This is a genomic window from Enterobacter sp. C6 (assembly GCF_008122455.1).
GTDB lineage: Bacteria > Pseudomonadota > Gammaproteobacteria > Enterobacterales > Enterobacteriaceae > Enterobacter > Enterobacter pseudoroggenkampii.
The window spans coordinates 34,601-55,827 of record NZ_QPFW01000235.1; the positions used below are offsets into that span (position 1 = coordinate 34,601).

Consider the following 21,227-nt stretch of genomic DNA (forward strand, 5'->3'; position numbering starts at 1 on the left):
TCTATTTTCCCTCTCCCTGTGGGAGAGGGTTAGAGTGAGGGGGAAGTTTCCCCTCAAAATCCCGCCGTACAATCTCCAGTGCCTTAAGCACCGTTTCGGCGGGGATCTCATGATTCTCCAGCAGCATAATCAAATCGACGGCCAGCTTGACCTCATCGGGTGCATTTTCCAGTGACATGGGTGTGGCTCCTGTTAACGGGTCAAACGTTCAATGACGCGCTCAATCTCATCCAGCGCCTGACGGCAGCGGACGATGCGTCCTTCCAGCGCGCTAATCTCGCGCATCAATAGCTGCTGCTCTTCCAGCGTTTCGCTGTTGTTCAGACGCACCTCGCGTTCGCGCTTCATCTCAAACAGTCGGCGTTCAAACTCCTGGTTCTCCAGCCGCTTGCGCTGCCATTTACCGAGCCCCGGGGAGGCGCTGTCCCAGGCGCGCAGCGGCCAGGCGGCGATTTCACGATGCAGCGCGGTGATCTGCTCGGTGAGATGCGCCGCAAGCCACGCCACCTGTTCCTGCTGTTCACTCTCAACCGCATGGCGAAGCTCGTCGAGATTCGTCTGCGCTTCCGCCAGGTAATCCTGAATGACGGTGCTGCGGGTACGAAAAAGCTGTCGGTCAAAGCGCGGCTTCAGCGTGGCGTGCCCCATTAGCGGTGTAGCCTGCTCCCGCAGAGCAATTAGCTGATTTTGCAGCCTCTCAAGAAGCAGTGCTGTTTTCAAGGCGCTCTCCAGTGGTAAAGTAGCCGTTCAGTTTGATAACGATTCGCATTATGAAGCGTACTATTTTAATCATCATTGGCTGGCTCGCGGTAGTGCTTGGCACGCTGGGTGTGTTTTTACCCTTACTGCCGACCACGCCATTTATCCTGCTGGCGGCCTGGTGCTTCGCCCGCTCGTCGCCGCGTTTTCACCACTGGCTGCTCTACCGCTCATGGTTTGGCGGCTATCTGCGGCACTGGCAAAAACACCGGGCCATGCCGCCCGGCGCGAAGCCGCGCGCGATCGCAGTGATCCTCATCACCTTCGCTATTTCATTATGGCTGGTGAAAATGATGTGGGTACGTATTCTGCTGCTGGCGATCCTGACCAGCCTGCTTTTCTTTATGTGGCGGATCCCCGTGGTTGATGAAAAGCAACAAAAGCACTGAAGCCTCATCATGGCTGTTGCAATTATCACGCGCAGCCAGTAAATTCGACCGTTTTCGAGCACAGGTGCGCCTGGTCAAAGGTTAAACAATTGTTGCCTTGGCCGACTCGTTGCGCGCTGTGAGTAACACTGTTTTATTTAGGCACAAACCGATGACCGCAACTGCACAGCAGCTTGAATATCTGAAAAACAGCATCAAAAGCATCCAGGACTATCCAAAGCCTGGCATTCTTTTCCGTGATGTCACCAGCTTGCTGGAAGACCCGAAAGCGTACGCGCTCAGCATTGAACTGCTGGTCGAGCGTTATAAAAACGCCGGGATCACCAAAGTAGTAGGTACCGAAGCCCGTGGTTTCCTGTTTGGCGCACCGGTTGCGCTGGCAATGGGCGTGGGTTTTGTGCCGGTGCGTAAGCCGCGCAAGCTGCCGCGTGAAACCATCGCAGAAAGCTACGAGCTGGAGTACGGCACCGATCAGCTGGAGATCCACGTTGATGCGATCAAGCCGGGCGACAAAGTGCTGGTGGTCGACGATCTGCTGGCAACCGGCGGCACCATTGAAGCGACCGTGAAGCTGATCCGTCGTCTGGGTGGGGAAGTGACCGACGCGGCCTTCATCATCAACCTGTTCGATCTCGGCGGTGAACAGCGCCTGGAAAAACAGGGTATTACCAGCTATTGCCTGGTGCCTTTCCCGGGTCACTAATCCCGGTTTTCACAACCTCGCTCAATGGGTGAGGTTGTGATAGCATTCCCCTCCATAAATTCACCTTCCAGCGTTGCAGAGCCTGCCCATGAGTTATCAGGTGTTAGCCCGTAAATGGCGACCACAAACCTTTGCTGACGTTGTCGGTCAGGAACATGTGCTGACGGCCCTGGCGAACGGCTTGTCGCTAGGTCGCATCCATCACGCCTATCTTTTTTCCGGCACCCGCGGCGTCGGTAAGACCTCTATTGCCCGTTTGCTGGCAAAAGGTCTCAATTGCGAAACCGGGATCACCGCCACGCCGTGCGGCGTGTGTGATAACTGTCGGGAGATCGAGCAGGGGCGTTTTGTCGATCTGATCGAGATCGATGCCGCTTCGCGCACCAAAGTGGAAGATACCCGCGACCTGCTGGACAACGTCCAGTACGCCCCGGCGCGCGGCCGCTTCAAGGTCTACCTGATCGATGAAGTGCACATGCTGTCGCGCCACAGCTTCAACGCCCTGCTGAAGACGCTGGAAGAGCCGCCCGCGCACGTGAAGTTCCTGCTGGCGACCACCGATCCGCAAAAGCTGCCGGTCACGATTTTATCGCGCTGCCTGCAGTTCCACCTGAAGGCGCTGGACGTTGAGCAGATCCGTGCGCAGCTTGAGCATATTCTTGATGAAGAGAAGATTGTCCACGAACCGCGCGCCCTGCAGCTGCTGGCCCGCGCGGCGGACGGCAGCCTGCGTGATGCATTAAGCCTGACCGACCAGGCGATTGCCAGCGGTGACGGCAAGCTCTCCACCGAGGCGGTCAGCACCATGCTCGGCACGCTGGATGACGATCAGGCGCTGTCGCTTATCGAAGCGATGATTGCCGCTAACGGCGAACGCGTGATGTCGCAGGTGAACGCGGCCGCTGCCCGCGGTATTGAGTGGGAAGGGCTGCTGGTTGAGATGCTCAGCCTGCTGCACCGCGTGGCGATGCTGCAACTTTCTCCCTCCGCGATTGGTGCGGATATGGCGGCCATTGAACAGCGGATGCGTGAGCTTGCCCGCACCGTGCCGCCTGCCGACGTCCAGCTTTATTACCAGACGCTGCTGATTGGCCGCAAAGAGCTACCGTTTGCGCCGGATCCGCGTATGGGCGTTGAAATGACGCTGCTGCGCGCGCTGGCGTTCCACCCGCGCATGCCGCTGCCGGAGCCGGAAGTGCCGCGACAGTCTTTCGCGCCGGTCGCGCCCACGGCGGTGATGTCGCCGCAGCAGGTGCCGCCGCAGCCGACGCCGCCACCGCAGCAGAACGTACCGCTGTCGGATGCCACCAGTTCGGTGCTTGCCGCGCGCAGCCAGCTGCAGCGTGCCCAGGGAGTAACCAAACCAAAAAAGAGTGAACCGGCAGCGCCAGGAAGAGCGCGGCCGGTGAACAACGCCGCGCTTGAACGACTGGCCTCGGTAACGGAGCGCGTACAGTCGCGTCCGGCACCGTCCGCGCTCGAGCAGAAAGCCCCGGTGAAAGAAGAGGCTTACCGCTGGAAGGCAACCACCATCACCGAAACCGTGAAGGAAGAGGTGGCTACGCCGAAAGCGCTGAAAAAGGCGCTGGAGCATGAAAAAACGCCGGAGCTTTCCGCGAAGCTTGCCGAAGAGTCCATTGCGCGCGATGCCTGGGCCGCCGAGGTCAGCAAACTCCAGCTGCCGAAGCTGGTCGAACAGGTCGCGCTGAACGCCTGGAAAGAGCAGGACGGCAATCAGGTGCGTCTGCACCTGCGTCCGGGCCAGCGGCACCTCAATTCCCCTGGCGCGCAAAAGGCGCTGGCCGAGGCGCTTGCCGCTTTACAGGGGGCACCGGTTGAATTGACTATCATTGAAGATGATAATCCGGCAGTGAAAACGCCGCTCGAGTGGCGCCAGGCCATTTATGAAGAGAAGCTCGCGCAGGCGCGCGAGGCGATTATTGCGGATAACAACATTCAGACCCTGCGCCGGTTCTTCGACGCCGATCTGGATGAAGAGAGTATTCGCCCCATTTGATCGTGAGTCTGACTTACGGTTGTAATCCTTAAACGTGAAAGAAGAGAGAAGCCTATGTTTGGTGGAAAAGGCGGTCTGGGTGGCCTGATGAAGCAGGCTCAGCAGATGCAGGAAAAAATGCAGAAGATGCAGGAAGAGATCGCTCAGCTGGAAGTCACGGGTGAATCCGGTGCCGGTCTGGTCAAGGTGACCATCAACGGTGCGCACAACTGCCGTCGCGTTGAAATCGACCCGAGCCTGCTCGAAGACGACAAAGAGATGCTGGAAGATCTGGTTGCAGCCGCATTTAACGATGCCGCTCGCCGTATCGACGAAACCCAGAAAGAGAAAATGGCCTCCGTGTCCAGCGGCATGCAGCTGCCGCCTGGCTTCAAGATGCCGTTCTGATGCAAACCAGTCCGCTGCTCACGCAGTTAATGGAAGCACTGCGCTGCCTGCCGGGCGTTGGCCCGAAGTCGGCGCAGCGCATGGCGTTTACGCTATTGCAGCGCGACCGCAGCGGCGGGATGCGCCTGGCGCAGGCTTTAACCCGCGCCATGTCAGAAATCGGTCACTGTGCGGATTGCCGTACCTTTACCGAGCAGGACGTGTGTAACATCTGTACGAACCCGCGTCGTCAGGAAAACGGCCAGATTTGCGTGGTGGAGAGTCCGGCGGACATCTACGCCATCGAACAAACCGGGCAGTTTTCCGGCCGCTACTTCGTGCTGATGGGGCATCTCTCCCCGCTGGACGGTATTGGTCCGGATGATATCGGTCTTGACCGCCTTGAACAGCGTCTTGAGTCCGAAACCATCAAAGAGGTGATCCTCGCCACCAACCCGACGGTGGAAGGGGAGGCAACCGCCAACTACATCGCCGAGCTGTGCTCGCAGTACGGCGTTGACGCCAGCCGCATCGCCCATGGCGTGCCGGTCGGAGGCGAGCTGGAGATGGTGGACGGCACCACGCTGTCGCACTCTCTGGCCGGACGTCACAAGATTATTTTCTGACCAAACGGAGGCTGCGCGCGCGGCCTCCGCTTGAAAATTTCCCCCCGTATCCCCATCTCTCACTCAACGTTTTAAAACCCCATTAAATGGCATTGTTGAGGTCGACATAGATGAAAGGACAAGAAACCCGTGGTTTCCAGTCAGAAGTAAAACAGCTTCTGCACCTGATGATCCATTCCCTGTATTCCAACAAAGAAATTTTCCTGCGTGAGCTGATTTCCAACGCATCCGATGCGGCGGACAAGCTGCGCTTCCGCGCGCTGTCTAACCCGGATCTGTACGAAGGCGACGGCGAGCTGCGCGTGCGCGTCTCGTTCAATAAGGAGAACCGCACCCTGACCATCGCCGATAACGGCATCGGGATGAACCGCGACGAGGTGATCGACCACCTCGGCACCATCGCCAAATCCGGCACTAAGGCGTTCCTGGAGTCCATGGGCTCGGACCAGGCGAAAGACAGCCAGCTCATCGGCCAGTTCGGTGTCGGTTTCTACTCGGCGTTTATCGTGGCCGACAAAGTTACCGTGCGCACCCGTGCGGCGGGCGACAGCGCTGAAAACGGCGTGCTGTGGGAATCCAAAGGGGAAGGCGAATACACCGTTGATGACATCACCAAAGCGGATCGCGGCACCGAAATCACCCTGCACCTGCGTGAAGGGGAAGACGATTTCCTGAACGACTGGCGCGTGCGCTCCATCATCAGCAAATATTCCGATCATATCGCCCTGCCGGTCGAGATTGAAAAACAGGAAGAGAAAGACGGCGAAACCGTGGTTTCCTGGGAGAAAATCAACAAGGCGCAGGCGCTGTGGACGCGCAACAAGTCTGAAATTAAAGACGACGAGTACAACGAATTCTACAAGCACATCGCCCACGATTTTACCGACCCGCTGACCTGGAGCCACAACCGTGTGGAAGGTAAGCAGGAGTACACCAGCCTGCTGTACATTCCGGCACAGGCGCCGTGGGACATGTGGAACCGCGATCACAAGCACGGTCTGAAGCTGTACGTGCAGCGCGTCTTTATCATGGACGACGCCGAGCAGTTCATGCCGAACTACCTGCGCTTTGTGCGCGGCCTGATCGATTCTAACGATCTGCCGCTCAACGTCTCCCGTGAAATTCTGCAGGACAGCACCGTCACCCGTAACTTGCGCAACGCCCTGACCAAACGTGCGCTGCAGATGCTGGAAAAACTGGCGAAAGACGATGCGGAAAAATATCAGACCTTCTGGAAACAGTTCGGCCTGGTGCTGAAAGAAGGCCCGGCAGAAGACACCGCGAACGTTGAAACCATCGCCAAACTGCTGCGTTTCGCCTCAACGCATACCGACTCCTCCGCGCAGACCGTGTCGCTGGAAGAGTACGTCTCCCGCATGAAAGAAGGGCAGGAGAAGATCTACTACATCACCGCCGACAGCTACGCGGCGGCGAAGAGCAGCCCGCACCTGGAGCTGTTGCGCAAGAAAGGCATCGAAGTGCTGCTGCTTTCTGACCGCATCGACGAGTGGATGATGAACTACCTGACCGAGTTCGACGGTAAATCCTTCCAGTCTGTGGCCAAAGCCGACGAGTCCATCGACAAGCTGGCGGATGAAGTGGACGAAAGCGCGAAAGAAGCTGAGAAGGCGCTGGAGCCGTTCGTTGAGCGCGTGAAAACCCTGCTGGGCGACCGTGTGAAAGAGGTGCGTTTCACGCACCGTCTGACCGACACCCCAGCCATCGTCACCACCGATGCCGACGAAATGGGCACTCAGATGGCGAAACTGTTCGCGGCGGCGGGCCAGGCGATGCCGGAAGTGAAATATATCTTTGAGCTTAATCCGGATCATCCGCTGGTGAAACGCGCGGCGGATACCCAGGACGACGCCCGCTTTGCCGAGTGGGTTGAACTGCTGCTGGATCAGTCCCTGCTGGCCGAGCGCGGCACGCTGGAAGATCCTAACCTGTTCATTAAACGTGTGAATGCGCTGCTGCTGGCGTAATTGACCACGCCTCCCCTGGTCTTCTCCCTCTCCCCGTGGGAGAGGGCCGGGGTGAGGGCACCAGACCGCACCCTCCCAAATAATCTCCCCCCGTTAACCGTTTCAGCCTTCCTGCCTTCCTTGAGCGATGCCCGTTCTGGTGGTATTGTTTAGCGCTTTTGAAAAATTGAAACGACTTTTGAGGGGATTTTCGCAATGCGTATTATTCTGCTTGGCGCTCCGGGCGCGGGTAAAGGAACTCAGGCTCAGTTCATCATGGAGAAATACGGTATTCCGCAAATCTCCACCGGTGATATGCTGCGCGCCGCTGTTAAATCTGGCTCCGAGCTGGGTAAACAGGCGAAAGACATCATGGACGCAGGCAAGCTGGTGACCGACGAGCTGGTGATTGCTCTGGTCAAAGAGCGCATTGCTCAGGAAGACTGCCGTAACGGTTTCCTGCTGGACGGCTTCCCACGCACCATTCCTCAGGCTGACGCCATGAAAGAAGCGGGCATCAACGTGGACTACGTTCTGGAGTTCGACGTACCGGACGAGCTGATCGTTGACCGTATCGTTGGTCGTCGCGTACACGCTGCTTCTGGCCGCGTTTACCACATCAAATTCAACCCGCCTAAGGTTGAAGGCAAAGACGACGTGACCGGCGAAGAGCTGACCACCCGTAAAGACGATCAGGAAGAGACCGTGCGCAAGCGCCTGGTGGAATACCATCAGATGACCGCGCCGCTGATCGGCTACTACACCAAAGAAGCGCAGGCGGGTAACACCAAATACGCTAAAGTTGACGGCACCAAAGCCGTGGCTGACGTACGTGCAGAGCTAGAAAAAATCCTCGGCTAATCGCATTTCTCTCACCCGGGCCCTCCGGGTGAGAAATATTCTCATCTTACCTATTACAGCAATGGGTTTCGTTTAAACGCATTTCCGCTACAATTGACAACCTATCAAATGGTTAAGAGGCGTGAATGAGTCAGGCGAAAACCGGCATCCTGCTTGCCAATCTGGGCACCCCAGAAGCACCTACATCAGACGCGGTAAAACGCTACCTGCGACAGTTTTTAAGCGACACGCGCGTCGTGGATTTCCCGAGACTGCTGTGGTGGCCTCTGCTGCGTGGCGTCATTCTGCCGATTCGTTCTCCGCGCGTCGCCAAACTCTATCAGTCCGTCTGGATGGAAGAGGGCTCGCCGCTGATGGTTTACAGCCGCCGTCAGGAAAAAGCGCTGGCCGCCCGCCTGCCGGACATGCCCGTCGCGCTCGGCATGAGCTACGGCAAACCCTCCCTGGAAAGCGCGGTAGAATCCCTGCTGGCGCAGGGCGTGGACCATATCGTCGTGTTGGCACTCTACCCGCAATACTCCTGCTCGACGGTGGCTGCCGTCTGGGACGAGCTGGCCCGCATTCTGGCGACCCGCCGCCGCATTCCGGGTGTGACCTTTATTCGCGACTACGCGGATAACGAGCTCTACATCAAGGCGCTTGCCAACAGCGCGCGCGCGTCGTTTGAAAAGCACGGCGAGCCGGATCTGCTGCTGCTTTCCTATCACGGGATCCCGCAGCGTTTCGCTAACGAGGGTGATGATTACCCGCAGCGCTGTCGCGATACCACCCGCGAGCTGGTCTCCGCCCTTGGCCTGCCGCCGGAGAAGGTGATGATGACCTTCCAGTCGCGCTTCGGCCGCGAGCCGTGGTTGACGCCGTACACCGATGAAACCCTCAAAATGCTCGGTGAGAAGGGCGTGAAGCATATTCAGGTGATGTCGCCGGGCTTCTCGGCAGACTGTCTGGAAACGCTGGAGGAGATCGCGGTGCAAAACCGGGAATTTTTCCTGGAGGCTGGCGGCGAAAAGTACGAGTACATTCCGGCGCTTAACGACTCGCCTGAGCATATCGACATGATGGTCTCACTGGTGACGAACAGCCGCTGATCGCACTCCGGGCCGGGTTTGTGCTACCATTCCCGGCCCATATTCTTCGTACAGTTCAGACCATGAAATTTCCCGGTAAACGCAAATCCAAACACTACTTCCCCGTCGATGCCCGCGATCCGCTCCTGCAGCAAATCCAGCCAGAAAATGAAACCAGCGCGGCGTGGGTCGTCGGTATCGATCAGACGCTGGTGGACATTGAGGCGAAAGTGGATGATGCGTTTGTCGCCCGTTACGGTCTGAGCGCCGGGCACTCGCTGGTGATTGAGGATGACGTTGCCGAAGCGCTGTACCAGGAGCTGGTGCGCGAAAACCTGATTACTCATCAGTTCGCCGGCGGTACCATCGGCAATACCATGCACAACTACTCCGTGCTGGCCGACGACCGTTCGGTACTGCTCGGCGTGATGTGCAGCAACATTGAAATCGGCGGCTACGCTTACCGCTATCTGTGCAACACCTCCAGCCGTACCGATCTGAACTATCTTCAGGGCGTCGACGGCCCGATTGGCCGCTGCTTTACGCTGATCGGCGAATCCGGCGAGCGGACCTTTGCCATCAGTCCTGGGCATATGAACAAGCTGCGCGCGGAAAGCATTCCCGAAGAGGTGATTGCGGGCGCCTCGGCGCTGGTGCTGACCTCCTACCTGGTGCGCTGCAAGCCGGGCGAGCCGATGCCGGAAGCGACCATGAAGGCGATTGAGTACGCGAAGAAGTACGACGTGCCGGTCGTTCTGACGCTGGGCACCAAATTCGTGATTGCCGATAACCCGGAGTGGTGGCAGGCGTTCCTGAAAGAGCATGTCTCGATTCTGGCGATGAACGAAGAGGAGGCCGAAGCGCTGACCGGCGAAAGCGATCCGCTGCTGGCGTCCGATAAAGCGCTGGACTGGGTGGATCTGGTGCTCTGCACCGCGGGCCCTGTCGGACTGTATATGGCCGGCTTCACGGAGGAAGAGAGCAAACGCAAAACCCAGCACCCGCTGCTGCCCGGCGCGATTGCCGAGTTCAACCAGTACGAGTTCAGCCGCGGCATGCGTTATAAAGATTGCATTAACCCGCTGCGCATCTACTCTCACATCGCGCCATATATGGGCGGTCCGGAGAAGATCATGAACACCAATGGCGCAGGCGACGGCGCGCTGGCCGCGCTGCTGCACGACATTACCGCCAATGCCTACCACAAAACCAACGTGCCGAATTCCAGCAAGCATAAGTTCAGCTGGCTGACCTATTCGTCGCTGGCGCAGGTGTGCAAGTACGCCAACCGCGTAAGCTATCAGGTGCTGAACCAGCACTCACCGCGCTTAACGCGTGGCCTGCCAGAACGGGAAGACAGCCTCGAAGAGGCGTATTGGGATCGGTAAATGTAAAAAGGCAACGTAAGTTGCCTTTTTTAATGTTTGTTCCCTCTCCCCGTGGGAGAGGGCCAGGGTGAGGGCATCAGACCGCACCAAACTTACCCCGTCACCGCCTCTTCAACCGGCGGTTTTTCCAGCAGCGTCAGCATCGTGTTAGCAATCTCGCGCTCGCCCATCACCACCTTATCTGCACCGCGCTCGGTAATGTACTCCACCTCGTCGTCATAGTGCGCCCGGGCGATAATCTCAATTGTTGGGCACTTCGCGCGTGCGGAAGCCACAATCTCACCCGCTTCATAGCCGTTAGGAATGGTCAGCAGCAGCCAGCGGGCGCAGTCCAGATGCGCCAGATTCATGATCTCTTCGTTCGCCGCATTGCCCAGCACCGCACGAATACCGCGCTCGCGCAGCTCGTCGACGCGGGTGCGTGAGGTCTCAATCACCACCAGCGGAATGCCCTGTGCCATCAGCTTTTCACCGAGCAGGCTGCCCACGCGGCCAAAGCCGACCAGCAGAGCGTGGTTGCAAATATCAACCGGGATCTGCTTCTCTTCTTCGATGGCCTCTTCGAGCGTCTGCTCTTCCAGCGTTTCGGTTTTATCGAGGTATTTTTCCAGCAGGGCAAACAGCACCGGGTTCAGCATGATCGACAGGATCGCCCCCGCCAGCACCAGGTTTTGCCCCGCCTGCGGCAGCAGGTTCAGAGCCATGCCCAGACCGGCCAGAATAAAGGCGAACTCACCGATCTGCGCCAGGCTGGCGGCAATGGTCAGCGCCGTCCGCGGCGAGTGGCCAAACATCCGCACCAGGAAGAAGGCGGCAAGCGACTTACCAAAGATGATGATCGCCAGCGTGCCCAGCACGGCCAGCGGTTGATGGATCAGGACCATCGGGTCAAACAGCATCCCGACGGAGACGAAGAACAGTACGGCGAAGGCATCGCGCAGCGGTAGCGTATCGTGCGCAGCGCGGTGGCTCAGCTCGGACTCGTTCAGTACCATCCCGGCGAAGAACGCACCCAGAGCAAAGGAGACATCAAACAGCTCAACGGCACCAAAGGCGATGCCCAGCGCCAGCGCCAGCACGGAGAGGGTAAACAGCTCGCGTGAGCCGGTCGCCGCGCTGCGGGACATGATCCACGGCACCAGACGGCGGCCCACCAGCATCATGATGGCGATAAACGCCACAACCTTACCGATGGTGATGCCCATATCCAGCGCCAGCGAGGCGAAGCCGACGTTGTCTTTTTCCATCATCCCGGCGACGGCAGGCAGGAGTACCAGCGTCAGGACCATGACCAGGTCTTCCACAATCAGCCAGCCAATCGCGATCTGCCCGCGCTGGCTGTCAATCAGCTGTCTCTCCTCAAGCGCGCGCAGCAGCACCACGGTACTGGCGGTTGAGAGACACAGCCCAAATACGATGCCGGTCATCAGCGACCAGCCCAGTACGGCCGAAAGCGCCATCCCCAGCAGCGTCGCCACCCCTATCTGGGCGATCGCTCCCGGTATGGCAATCGACTTTACCGCCATCAAATCCTTCAGGGAAAAATGCAGACCGACGCCAAACATCAGCAGAATCACGCCCAATTCCGCCAGTTCAGGTGCCAGTTTGGTATCCGCAACGAAACCTGGCGTGAACGGTCCCGCCAGAACACCTGCCAGCAGATAGCCGACAAGAGGAGAAATACGCAGTTTATTGGCAATCATGCCGAGGATAAAAGCGAGCACAAGTCCACCAACAATGGTGGTGATAAGCGGTGTGGCGTGGTGCATTCCGTCTCCTTTCGTTGTGGGTGTTCCTTTTTGGCGAAAACCAAAAAACCGAGTAATAGTTTATGACAATTTTTACCCTTATGTTTATGAATAATTGTTGAAGTTTGAATAAAACAGCAATATGCACGTAAAAAAGCGCATTTTGATAAATTCAGAGAGGGGATGAAGAAGAAACCCTTATGGCATCAGGGTGTCAGGTAGCCAAAGTAAAACTTTGGCTACCCGTAATTCAGGCTTTATGCCGGTTATCAGGCAGGAATATGGTTAACATCCCAAGAAGCGGTAGGAAAGCGCAGATTTTATAAACCAGGAAGATGCTGGTGTGATCCGCAACCATCCCTAACACCGCTGCGCCAAGCCCGCCCATGCCGAAGGCGAAACCGAAAAAGAGTCCGGAAACCATACCGATACGGCCAGGCAGCAGCTCCTGGGCATAAACCAGAATGGCGGAAAACGCAGAAGCGAGGATAAAACCAATAATCACGGTTAAAATCCCCGTCCATTCAAGGCTCGCGTACGGCAAAATAAGGGTAAACGGCGCCACGCCGAGGATAGAGCCCCAAATGACATATTTACGCCCAATCTTATCGCCAACAGGCCCGCCAATGACCGTACCGGCCGCAACGGCGAACAGGAAGGCAAACAGGTGGATCTGCGCGTTTTGTACCGATAATCCGAATTTTTGCATCAGATAAAAGGTGTAATAGCTGCTGATGCTCGCCATATAGAAGTATTTCGAGAAAATCAGCACCAGCAGCACAGAGACGGCCAGGATAACCTTATTGCGCGGCAGGGGATTAATAACCTTCGCTTTAGGTTTCCCTTTGTTCACGCGATGCTGCGCGGCATACCAGCGGCTGATTTGCGCCAGCACGATAATCGCCAGCAGTGCGGCCAGCACAAACCAGGCCACGTTGCCTTTGCCATACGGCGCGATGATCACCGCCGCCAGCAATGGGCCCAGGGAGCTACCAAAGTTACCGCCCACCTGGAAAAGTGACTGCGCCAGGCCGTGACGACCACCGGACGCCATCCGTGCCACGCGGGAGGACTCCGGATGGAACACGGAAGACCCGGTGCCCACCAGCGCGGCGGCGATCAGCACGGCTTCAAAACTCCCGGCCATGGCCAGCAGCACCAGCCCGCTTAAGGTAAAGCACATGCCAACCGGCAGCGACCACGGCATCGGGTATTTATCCGTCCAGTAGCCCACCACCGGCTGCAGCAGCGACGAAGCCAGCTGGAAGGTCAGGGTGATCATCCCGATCTGCACGAAGGTGAGTGAGAACTCAGACTGCAGCAGCGGGTAAATCGCCAGAATCAACGACTGGATCATGTCGTTGAGCAGGTGCGAGAGACTGATTGCGCCTAAGACTTTAAAGGAGGTGCGCGATGCAGGCGGCGACGCCGGCGCGCCCGGAGCGGGCTGGGTTGATTCACTGATTGCCATAGAGAGAAGTACCACGTCTTTAGTTATTAGAGATGCAGGGTGTAATTATTATCCGACTAACATACCCGCCCGGGACATTTGAAGAAAGTCGCAATTATGAAAACTTATTTGTCTATTCTTATTAGTCACTGTAATTTCTGCCTTTGTCTATTGGTCAGGGAGAGAGAAGATGAAGTTAATGAAGCGGGGCGTCGCGCTGGCGCTCATCGCGGCGTGGGGGCTGGTAAGCCTGCCCGCGCAGGCGTATGAAAAAGACAAAACCTATAAAATTACCATTCTGCATACCAACGACCACCACGGTCACTTCTGGCGCAGTGAATACGGCGAATATGGCCTGTCGGCACAAAAAACGCTGGTGGATGGCATTCGCAAAGAGGTGGCGGCTCAGGGCGGCAGCGTACTGTTGCTCTCAGGCGGTGATATTAATACCGGCGTGCCGGAATCCGATTTGCAGGACGCCGAACCCGACTTTCGCGGCATGAATCTGATTGGCTACGACGCGATGGCAGTCGGTAACCATGAGTTTGATAATCCGCTGACCGTGCTGCGTCAGCAGGAAAAATGGGCCAAATTCCCGTTCCTCTCCGCCAATATTTATCAGAAAAGCACCGGCGAACGCCTGTTTAAGCCGTGGGCGCTGTTTAAGCGTCAGGATCTGAAGATCGCGGTCATCGGCTTAACCACTGACGATACGGCGAAAATTGGTAACCCCGAGTTCTTTACCGATATCGAATTCCGCAAACCGGCAGACGAAGCGAAGCTGGTGATTCAGGAGCTGCAGCAAAACGAAAAGCCGGACGTGATTATCGCCACCACGCACATGGGGCACTACGACAACGGTGAGCACGGCTCCAATGCGCCCGGCGACGTGGAGATGGCGCGCAGCCTGCCCGCGGGCTCGATGGCAATGATTGTGGGCGGTCACTCACAGGATCCGGTGTGTATGGCCTCGGAGAACAAAAAGCAGGTGGACTACGTGCCGGGCACGCCGTGCGCGCCGGACCGTCAGAACGGTATCTGGATCGTACAGGCGCACGAGTGGGGCAAATACGTGGGTCGTGCAGATTTCGAGTTCCGTAACGGCGAGATGAAGCTGGTCCACTACCAACTCATTCCGGTCAACCTGAAGAAGAAGGTCACCTACCCGGACGGGAAAAGTGAGCGCGTACTTTACACGCCTGAGATTGCAGAGAACCAGCAGATGCTCTCCCTGCTGACGCCGTTCCAGAACAAAGGCAAGGCGCAGCTGGACGTGAAGATTGGCACGCTCAATGGCCGCCTGGAAGGGGACCGCAGCAAAGTCCGCTTCGTGCAGACCAACATGGGCCATCTGGTGCTGGCGGCGCAAATAGCGCGCACCGGCGCTGACTTTGGCGTAATGAGCGGCGGTGGCATTCGTGATTCCATCGAAGGCGGAAACATCACCTATAAAGACGTGCTGAAGGTACAGCCGTTCGGCAACGTGGTGGTGTATGCGGATATGAGCGGGAAAGAGGTGATTGAGTACCTGACCGCCGTGGCGCAGATGAAGCCAGATTCCGGGGCCTATCCGCAGTTTGCTAACGTCAGCTTCGTCGCGAAAGACGGCAAGCTTAACGACCTGAAGATCAAAGGCGAACCGGTTGACCCGGCTAAAACGTACCGTCTGGCGACGTTAAGCTTTAACGCCACGGGCGGCGACGGCTATCCGCATATTGATAATAAACCGGGATACGTGAATACCGGCTTTATCGATGCCGAAGTGCTGAAGCAGTTCATCGAGCAGAATTCACCGATTGACGTGAATGCGTATGAGCCGAAAGGCGAGGTGAGCTGGCAGTAGAGCTGTGCGGCCTGATGCCCTCACCCTAACCCTCTCCCACCGGGAGAGGGCGCGAACACAAAAAACGGTAACGCCTGTTACCGTTTTGCTTTTACCTCGTAGCCGCCACCCGGCTTTTTTTACTCCCGGCGGGCAATATCCGCAAATTTAGCGTCCAGCATTTTCGCCAGATCGCCCGCCGCCAGCTCGATATCCAGCCCGCGTTTGCCGCCGGATATAAAAATGGTCTCAAATTCCTGTGAGGGCGCATCGATCAGCGTCGGCAGGCGTTTTTTCTGTCCGAGCGGGCTGATCCCACCCACCAGGTAGCCCGTGGTGCGCTGCGCCACCATCGGATCGGCCATATCCACCTTCTTCGCCCCCAGCGCTTTGGCGACCTTCTTCAGATCCAGCTGTCCTGCCACGGGAGTCACCGCGACGGCGAGGTGCTTCATATCGCCGTTCACCGCCACCAGCAGCGTTTTATAAACCTGGTCAGCGTTCAGCCCCAGCTTGCGGACCACTTCATCGCCAAAGTTGGTCTCGTTCGGATCGTGATCGTAAGTGTGGATCCGGAAAGAAATGTTGTTTTTTTCGAGTAATTTAACGGCGGGAGTCATAGCTATCCTTCTTACGACAGACAAATCATGCCAACAGCATACGCCTGACGTTTGTCTAAAAAATAGCACCATCTTGCGCAATAGTATTGGCAGTGATGGTCACTTTGAGCGACAATCGGCTCAACCGAAGGTCTCCTTCGGCATAATAAAAACGATGAAATTCCTCTTTGACGGGCCAATAGAAATATTGGCCATTTTTTTATTTTAACAGTGACGGCAAATTCCCTTCTCCGTACAAATGTAACGCCCCAACCGCCACCACGTAATGCCCGGCAGGTAAAGCATGCAGCGTCTGCCGCCAGGCTTTGTTGCGCGCATTCATCAGCACATCATACAGCGATTCGCTGAACGTCGACGGTAACGCCAGCTTACCGTCCTCAGGCGGCGCATCCAGCCACCAGCCAATCATGGTCTGCAGCAGGCGCGCGTTGGTGTGCCAGTGGGTCAGCGTATCATCCAGCAGCATCAGACCGTCGTCGGGAAGCTGCCGCAGAAGCGCAATCTGGCTGTCCGTTCCTTCCAGCTCGATGATGGGCAGGCTGCGCGCCCTTGCCGCGTTCAGCAGCTGGTAATCGATGCCGTAATCACCGCGCAGGCCCAGGCGCTGCGCCTGCGTAGCCTGTAATACCATCGCGATTTGCCAGAGCGGCAGGGTGTCAATCATGGAGAGCGAGACGCCCGTCTCATCTGCCACGCGCGTCAGTTCCGCAAGCTGGGTTTCATCCAGGCGCTCCGCCAGGGTGAGATCGCTCTCGAGCCCGGCAAACGGTGACTCCTGACCCGAAATGTCCGCTTCAACGACCAGCGCGTCGGCGTGTTTCAGCAGTTTTATCAGGCCGGGTGGCAGGGGAGACATATTCTGCGTTCCCATATGGATGCTGCCGACCAGGTGCAGGTGTTGCCCGCCGGGAAGCGAGATATCCAGACCGGGCCAGGCGTAACGGCGGGGAAAGAGGGCGCGAAACGATGTTTTTATACGATGAAACAGACCCATACGCGCTCCATGAACGGAAAGGTTCATGCTAGCGCGTACGGGTACAAGGTTCAATCCTTCGGTTTAAAGCGCAGCAGGCGGTTGGCGTTGCTCACCACGGTGATGGAGGAGAGCGCCATCGCCGCACCCGCGACCACCGGGTTAAGCAGCGTGCCGGTCAGCGGCCACAAAATACCGGCAGCAATCGGGATGCCGAGTGAGTTATAGATAAACGCCCCCAGCAGGTTCTGCTTCATGTTGCGCAGCGTGGCTTTTGAAATGGCCAGCGCGTCGGCAACGCCCATCAGGCTATGGCGCATCAGCGTGATGGCAGCGGTTTCAATGGCGACATCGCTCCCGCCACCCATCGCAATCCCCACGTCAGCCTGGGCCAGCGCCGGGGCATCGTTGATGCCGTCGCCGACCATCGCCACCTGACGGCCCTGACTTTGCAGTTTCTTGATGGCGTCCGCTTTACCGTCCGGCAGTACGCCCGCAATCACCTCATCAATTCCGGCTTCTTTCGCGATGGCGTTGGCGGTGGTCGGGTTATCCCCGGTCAGCATTACCAGACTGTAGCCGGCACGGTGCAGGCGCTGCAGGGCGTCCACGCTGTCCTGGCGAAGCGGATCGCGCACGGCCAGCAGCGCGGCGGCTTTGCCATCCACCGCCAGCAGAACCGGCGTGGCGCCCTGAGACGCCTGCGCTTTCAGCTCGCTTTCCAGCGCGGTGGTATCAATACCGTTTTCATTGAGCAATGCCTGGTTGCCCAGCAGCAGCACGTGGCCTTCTGCTTCGCCGCTGACGCCGAGCCCGCGCAGGGTGCGAAAATTGCTGACCTGCGGCAGGGCAGACTCACTCGCTTTATCGAGAATGGCGCGCGCCAGCGGATGGCTGGAGCCTTGCTCCAGCGCGGCGGCGAGGCGCAGCGCGTTCTCTTCCGTAATGCCGACCGTGTAGACGGCCACCACCTGCGGTTTGCCTTCCGTCAGCGTGCCGGTTTTATCAAACACCAGCGTGTCGAGAGTGCTGGCCCGCTGCAGCGCGTCCGCATCCCGCACCAGTACGCCAAATTCGGCCGCACGGCCAACGCCGGAGATGATCGACATCGGCGTCGCCAGACCAAGGGCGCAAGGACAGGCGATGATCAGTACCGTGGTGGCGATCACCAGGGTATAAACAATCTGCGGCGCGGGGCCGAAGACATACCAGATCGCCGCGCTCAGCAGGGCAATACCGACCACCACCGGCACAAAAATGGCCGAGATTCTGTCAGCAAGCTGGCCAATTTCCGGCTTGCTGCTCTGCGCCTGGCGCACCATGCGGATAATACGCGACAGCGTGGTGTGGCTGCCGACGGCGCTGGCGGTGAACAGCACGCTGCCGTCCTGTACCACCGTACCGGCATGCACGGCGTCGCCGTCTGATTTCTGCTGGGGGATAGGCTCGCCGGTCAGCATCGCTTCATCCAGCCAGGCTTCGCCCTGGGTTATCTTACCGTCAACGGGAACGCGGTCCCCCGTGGTCAGACGCAGCGTCATGCCGGGCTGAACCTCGGCCAGCGGAACGCTTTTTTCACCTTCATCCGTGACCACGCGGGCCGTCGGTGGGGTTAAATCGAGCAATCTTTCCAGCGCTTTCGAGGAGCGCTGACGGGCGCGGGCTTCCAGCATATGACCTAAGTTAATCAGGCCGATAATCATCGCGCTGGCTTCATAATAGAGATGCCGTGCTTCCATCGGGAACCACTGGGGCCAGACGTTCACGCTCATCGAATAGAGCCATGCTGCGCCGGTACCGAGCGCCACCAGCGTATCCATCGTCGCGGTGCGGTTTTTCAGGCTTTTCCAGGCGCTGGTATAGAAATGTCCGCCTGCAAACACCATCACCGCAAGGGTAATCAGACCAATCACCAGCCACAGCGTGCGGTTGTCGTCGGTAACCATCATGTTGTCGCCGAGCATACCCCAGACCATCACCGGAATACCGACCAGCAGGGCAACGATGGCCTGCCAGCGGAAGCGCTTCATGGTGGCGATAGCCGTTTCCTGCTGGCGCTCGCGGCGCTCGGCATCATCTTCGATGGCCTCCGCCCCGTAGCCCGCTTTCTCAACGGCTTGCACTAAATCTGCGGCGGAGGCGCTGCCCATCACCAGCGCAGTACGCTCCGCAAGATTGACCCGTGCCTGCGCGACGCCCGGTACGGCCTGCAAGGCGTTTTGTACCCGGGAGACGCAGCTGGCGCAGCTCATGCCGTTGATCAGCAGCTGTTGGCTGTCATCAATATCATCAGCTACCGGAAGCTCAGGAGTGGCCGCTGTCAGTGCTTCCGACGGGGATGATGACTCTGCCAGCGGTTTAGCCTTTGGGTGGCTTAACTCCGCCCCGTAACCGGCCTGCTTGATGGTATCGATCAACGCATCCGCGCTGGCGCTGCCGGTCACGGCGGCATGATCGATAGTCACCTCAGCGCTTTCAACGTCAGGGCGCTGTTCCAGGCTTTCTTTAACGCGTTTGACGCAGTGGCCGCATGAGAGGCCGTCCAGCGTCAGGTCAATAGTGTGAGACATAACAAAACTCCCGTATAATATTTTGGTCAGTTGTTGACCGGAGTAACGCTTTTTACTAACTGTTATGAAGGTTAAACCTTCCATCAAGGGGAAGGTCAAGGGGGAAATGTGAATATCAGTGATGTGGCAAAAAAAACCGGCTTAACCAGCAAGGCAATCCGCTTTTATGAAGAGAAGGGGCTGGTCACGCCGCCGCTGCGCAGCGAAAACGGCTACCGCAGCTATACGAAACTGCATATTGATGAGCTGACGCTACTGCGCCAGGCAAGACAGGTCGGGTTTAATCTGGAAGAGTGCGGCGAGCTGGTTAACCTGTTCAACGATCCGAAGCGTCACAGCGCCGACGTGAAAAAACGCACGCTGGAAAAGGTGGCCGAGATTGAACGTCATATCACCGAGCTGCAGGCGATGCGCGAACAGCTGCTGCAGCTCGCGGAGTCCTGTCCGGGGGATGACAGCGCCGACTGCCCGATAATCGACAATCTTGCCGGCTGCTGCCACCGTAAGGCCTCTGCCTAACAGGCTTTCACCCGCAGGGTAATGCCTTCCACCGCAATGACCTCAACCCGCGTGCCGGCGCTGAGGTCGTCGTCGGCGACCACCGGCCACGAGCTGTCGCCCACCCGCATATGCCCCCGCCCGTTTACCAGGGCGGTATCGAGCGTAAAACGTTTGCCGACAATTTGCTGCCCGCGCTGGTTAAGGTGCGCGTCGACCGGTTTCTGCTCGTTAACCCGCCGGTTGAGCCAGCGCCACCACAGCCACGCGGCCACCAGCGTGAGCACGGCAAACAGTGCGCCCTGCCACGCCCACTCCAGGGGAAGGATCCAGACCAGAAGGCCCGTAATGACGGCGGCAACACCGCTCCAGAGCAGGTAGCCGTTGCCGCCCAGCATCTCCGCCGCCAGCAATAAGCCACCGAGGCTTAGCCAGAAGGCATGAGGATGTGCAACGATCAGCTCAATCATTTTTTACGCTCGTTTCCGCTGTCCTTGATCAGTTCGGCAATACCGGCGATAGAGCCCATCAGGCTGCTGGCATCCAGCGGCATCATCACCACTTTGCTGTTGTTCGCCGAGCCAATCTGTTTCAGGGCGTCGGTATATTTTTGCGCGACAAAGTAGTTCACGGCCTGGATATCACCGGCGGCAATCGCCTCAGACACCATTTGGGTGGCGCGGGCTTCCGCTTCGGCCGAACGTTCACGCGCTTCAGCCTGTAAGAATGCGGACTGACGATCGCCTTCCGCTTTCAGGATCTGCGACTGTTTTTCACCTTCCGCTTTGAGGATCTCCGCCTGACGCACCCCTTCAGCTTCCAGAATATAGGCGCGCTTGGTTCGCTCGGCCTTCATCTGGGCGTTCATGGAGGCGATCAGCTCCGCCGGCGGGCGCACGTCGCGGATCTCGATGCGGGTGACCTTGATCCCCCACGGGTTCGTTGCCTCGTCGACAATGTGCAGCAGGCGGGTGTTGATGCTGTCGCGCTGGGAAAGCATCTCGTCCAGCTCCATCGAGCCGAGCACGGTACGGATGTTGGTCATCGTCAGGTTAACGATCGCCAGCTCCAGGTTGCTCACCTCATAGGCCGCTTTTGGCGCATCAATCACCTGAATAAAGCAGACGGCGTCGATGGTGACGTTGGCGTTATCTTTGGAGATCACTTCCTGGGACGGAATGTCCAGAACCTGCTCCATCATGTTGATCTTGCGACCAATTCTGTCCATGAACGGAACAATCAGGCTTAAGCCAGGCTGGAGTGTGTTGGTGTATCGACCGAAACGCTCAACGGTCCACTGATAACCCTGAGGGACAATTTTGACGCCGGCGCCCACGATAACCAGCGCAACGAAAATAAGGACAGGAACAACGATAAGCATAAAAACCTCCTGTTTTGCATGCTGT

Annotated in this window: 20 protein-coding genes and 1 other annotated feature; of the genes, 11 read left to right on the forward strand and 9 right to left on the reverse strand. The window is 57.9% G+C overall.

Going from position 1 to position 21,227, the window contains the following annotated elements; genetic code table 11:
• Window position 1: 1 nt before the first annotated feature.
• Both rsmS and priC read right to left on the reverse strand, forming a co-directional pair.
• Window positions 2–178, reverse strand: a complete 177-nt coding sequence (rsmS, locus tag DOU50_RS16105; protein ID WP_048991481.1) for a pleiotropic regulatory protein RsmS — start codon at window positions 176–178, stop codon at window positions 2–4.
• A gap of 14 nt (window positions 179–192) precedes the next feature.
• Window positions 193–720 carry a primosomal replication protein N'' gene (gene priC, locus DOU50_RS16110; protein WP_148769745.1) on the reverse strand — a complete coding sequence of 176 codons (528 nt, stop codon included), beginning with the start codon at window positions 718–720 and terminating at the stop codon, window positions 193–195.
• A 50-nt stretch (window positions 721–770) separates the two neighbouring features.
• Between priC and DOU50_RS16115 the strand changes: the two genes are divergently transcribed.
• The 9 genes from DOU50_RS16115 (at window position 771) to DOU50_RS16155 (ending at window position 10,140) form a co-directional block, all read left to right on the forward strand.
• Window positions 771–1,148, forward strand: coding sequence for a DUF454 family protein (locus DOU50_RS16115; RefSeq protein ID WP_090417986.1), 378 nt, complete (start codon window positions 771–773; stop codon window positions 1,146–1,148).
• 151 nt (window positions 1,149–1,299) lie between these two features.
• Complete coding sequence (gene apt / locus DOU50_RS16120; RefSeq protein ID WP_006176947.1) at window positions 1,300–1,851, forward strand: adenine phosphoribosyltransferase; 552 nt, start codon at window positions 1,300–1,302, stop codon at window positions 1,849–1,851.
• An 88-nt stretch (window positions 1,852–1,939) separates the two neighbouring features.
• The gene (gene dnaX, locus DOU50_RS16125) at window positions 1,940–3,868 is read left to right on the forward strand and encodes a DNA polymerase III subunit gamma/tau (protein ID WP_048030118.1); all 1,929 of its coding nucleotides are present in this window, start codon (window positions 1,940–1,942) and stop codon (window positions 3,866–3,868) included.
• Window positions 3,198–3,262: a sequence feature (DnaX frameshifting element), on the forward strand. It overlaps the preceding gene by 65 nt.
• A gap of 54 nt (window positions 3,869–3,922) precedes the next feature.
• Window positions 3,923–4,255, forward strand: a complete 333-nt coding sequence (locus DOU50_RS16130; RefSeq protein ID WP_003858972.1) for a YbaB/EbfC family nucleoid-associated protein — start codon at window positions 3,923–3,925, stop codon at window positions 4,253–4,255.
• Window positions 4,255–4,860 (forward strand): recombination mediator RecR, encoded by a 606-nt coding sequence (gene recR, locus DOU50_RS16135; RefSeq protein ID WP_008499298.1) that lies wholly within the window; start codon window positions 4,255–4,257, stop codon window positions 4,858–4,860. Before DOU50_RS16130 ends, recR begins: the two co-directional genes overlap by 1 nt.
• Before the next feature lie 110 nt (window positions 4,861–4,970).
• The gene (gene htpG, locus DOU50_RS16140; protein WP_024906853.1) at window positions 4,971–6,845 is read left to right on the forward strand and encodes a molecular chaperone HtpG; all 1,875 of its coding nucleotides are present in this window, start codon (window positions 4,971–4,973) and stop codon (window positions 6,843–6,845) included.
• 195 nt (window positions 6,846–7,040) lie between these two features.
• On the forward strand, window positions 7,041–7,685 hold the full coding sequence (gene adk / locus DOU50_RS16145; RefSeq protein ID WP_006809841.1) for an adenylate kinase: 645 nt from the start codon (window positions 7,041–7,043) through the stop codon (window positions 7,683–7,685).
• A gap of 125 nt (window positions 7,686–7,810) precedes the next feature.
• Complete coding sequence (hemH, locus tag DOU50_RS16150; RefSeq protein WP_032646187.1) at window positions 7,811–8,773, forward strand: ferrochelatase; 963 nt, start codon at window positions 7,811–7,813, stop codon at window positions 8,771–8,773.
• A gap of 62 nt (window positions 8,774–8,835) precedes the next feature.
• Window positions 8,836–10,140, forward strand: a complete 1,305-nt coding sequence (locus DOU50_RS16155; protein ID WP_045909745.1) for an inosine/guanosine kinase — start codon at window positions 8,836–8,838, stop codon at window positions 10,138–10,140.
• Between the two features lie 92 nt (window positions 10,141–10,232).
• Here DOU50_RS16155 and ybaL read toward each other — a convergent pair whose 3' ends face one another.
• Entirely contained in the window at window positions 10,233–11,909 is a 1,677-nt protein-coding gene (gene ybaL / locus DOU50_RS16160; RefSeq protein ID WP_024906856.1) for a YbaL family putative K(+) efflux transporter, read from the reverse strand.
• 229 nt (window positions 11,910–12,138) lie between these two features.
• Window positions 12,139–13,359, reverse strand: a complete 1,221-nt coding sequence (locus tag DOU50_RS16165; protein WP_024906857.1) for an MFS transporter — start codon at window positions 13,357–13,359, stop codon at window positions 12,139–12,141.
• Between the two features lie 169 nt (window positions 13,360–13,528).
• Between DOU50_RS16165 and ushA the strand changes: the two genes are divergently transcribed.
• Complete coding sequence (ushA, locus tag DOU50_RS16170) at window positions 13,529–15,181, forward strand: bifunctional UDP-sugar hydrolase/5'-nucleotidase UshA (RefSeq protein ID WP_148769746.1); 1,653 nt, start codon at window positions 13,529–13,531, stop codon at window positions 15,179–15,181.
• A gap of 119 nt (window positions 15,182–15,300) precedes the next feature.
• Here ushA and ybaK read toward each other — a convergent pair whose 3' ends face one another.
• From ybaK to copA, 3 genes are all read right to left on the reverse strand, one after another.
• Window positions 15,301–15,780 carry a Cys-tRNA(Pro)/Cys-tRNA(Cys) deacylase YbaK gene (gene ybaK, locus DOU50_RS16175; RefSeq protein WP_059311188.1) on the reverse strand — a complete coding sequence of 160 codons (480 nt, stop codon included), beginning with the start codon at window positions 15,778–15,780 and terminating at the stop codon, window positions 15,301–15,303.
• A gap of 199 nt (window positions 15,781–15,979) precedes the next feature.
• A complete protein-coding gene (locus DOU50_RS16180; RefSeq protein ID WP_148769747.1) occupies window positions 15,980–16,774 on the reverse strand; it encodes a TraB/GumN family protein in 795 nt (264 codons plus the stop codon).
• 50 nt (window positions 16,775–16,824) lie between these two features.
• Window positions 16,825–19,323, reverse strand: coding sequence for a copper-exporting P-type ATPase CopA (gene copA / locus DOU50_RS16185; protein WP_148769748.1), 2,499 nt, complete (start codon window positions 19,321–19,323; stop codon window positions 16,825–16,827).
• A 108-nt stretch (window positions 19,324–19,431) separates the two neighbouring features.
• Between copA and cueR the strand changes: the two genes are divergently transcribed.
• Window positions 19,432–19,842 (forward strand): Cu(I)-responsive transcriptional regulator, encoded by a 411-nt coding sequence (gene cueR / locus DOU50_RS16190; protein ID WP_024906861.1) that lies wholly within the window; start codon window positions 19,432–19,434, stop codon window positions 19,840–19,842.
• Here the strand turns inward: cueR and DOU50_RS16195 are convergent.
• Both DOU50_RS16195 and DOU50_RS16200 read right to left on the reverse strand, forming a co-directional pair.
• Window positions 19,839–20,291 (reverse strand): NfeD family protein, encoded by a 453-nt coding sequence (locus DOU50_RS16195; RefSeq protein WP_024906862.1) that lies wholly within the window; start codon window positions 20,289–20,291, stop codon window positions 19,839–19,841. The genes cueR and DOU50_RS16195 overlap by 4 nt on opposite strands.
• Window positions 20,288–21,202 carry an SPFH domain-containing protein gene (locus DOU50_RS16200; RefSeq protein ID WP_024906863.1) on the reverse strand — a complete coding sequence of 305 codons (915 nt, stop codon included), beginning with the start codon at window positions 21,200–21,202 and terminating at the stop codon, window positions 20,288–20,290. The genes DOU50_RS16195 and DOU50_RS16200 overlap by 4 nt, the downstream gene beginning before the upstream one ends.
• Window positions 21,203–21,227: the final 25 nt, after the last annotated feature.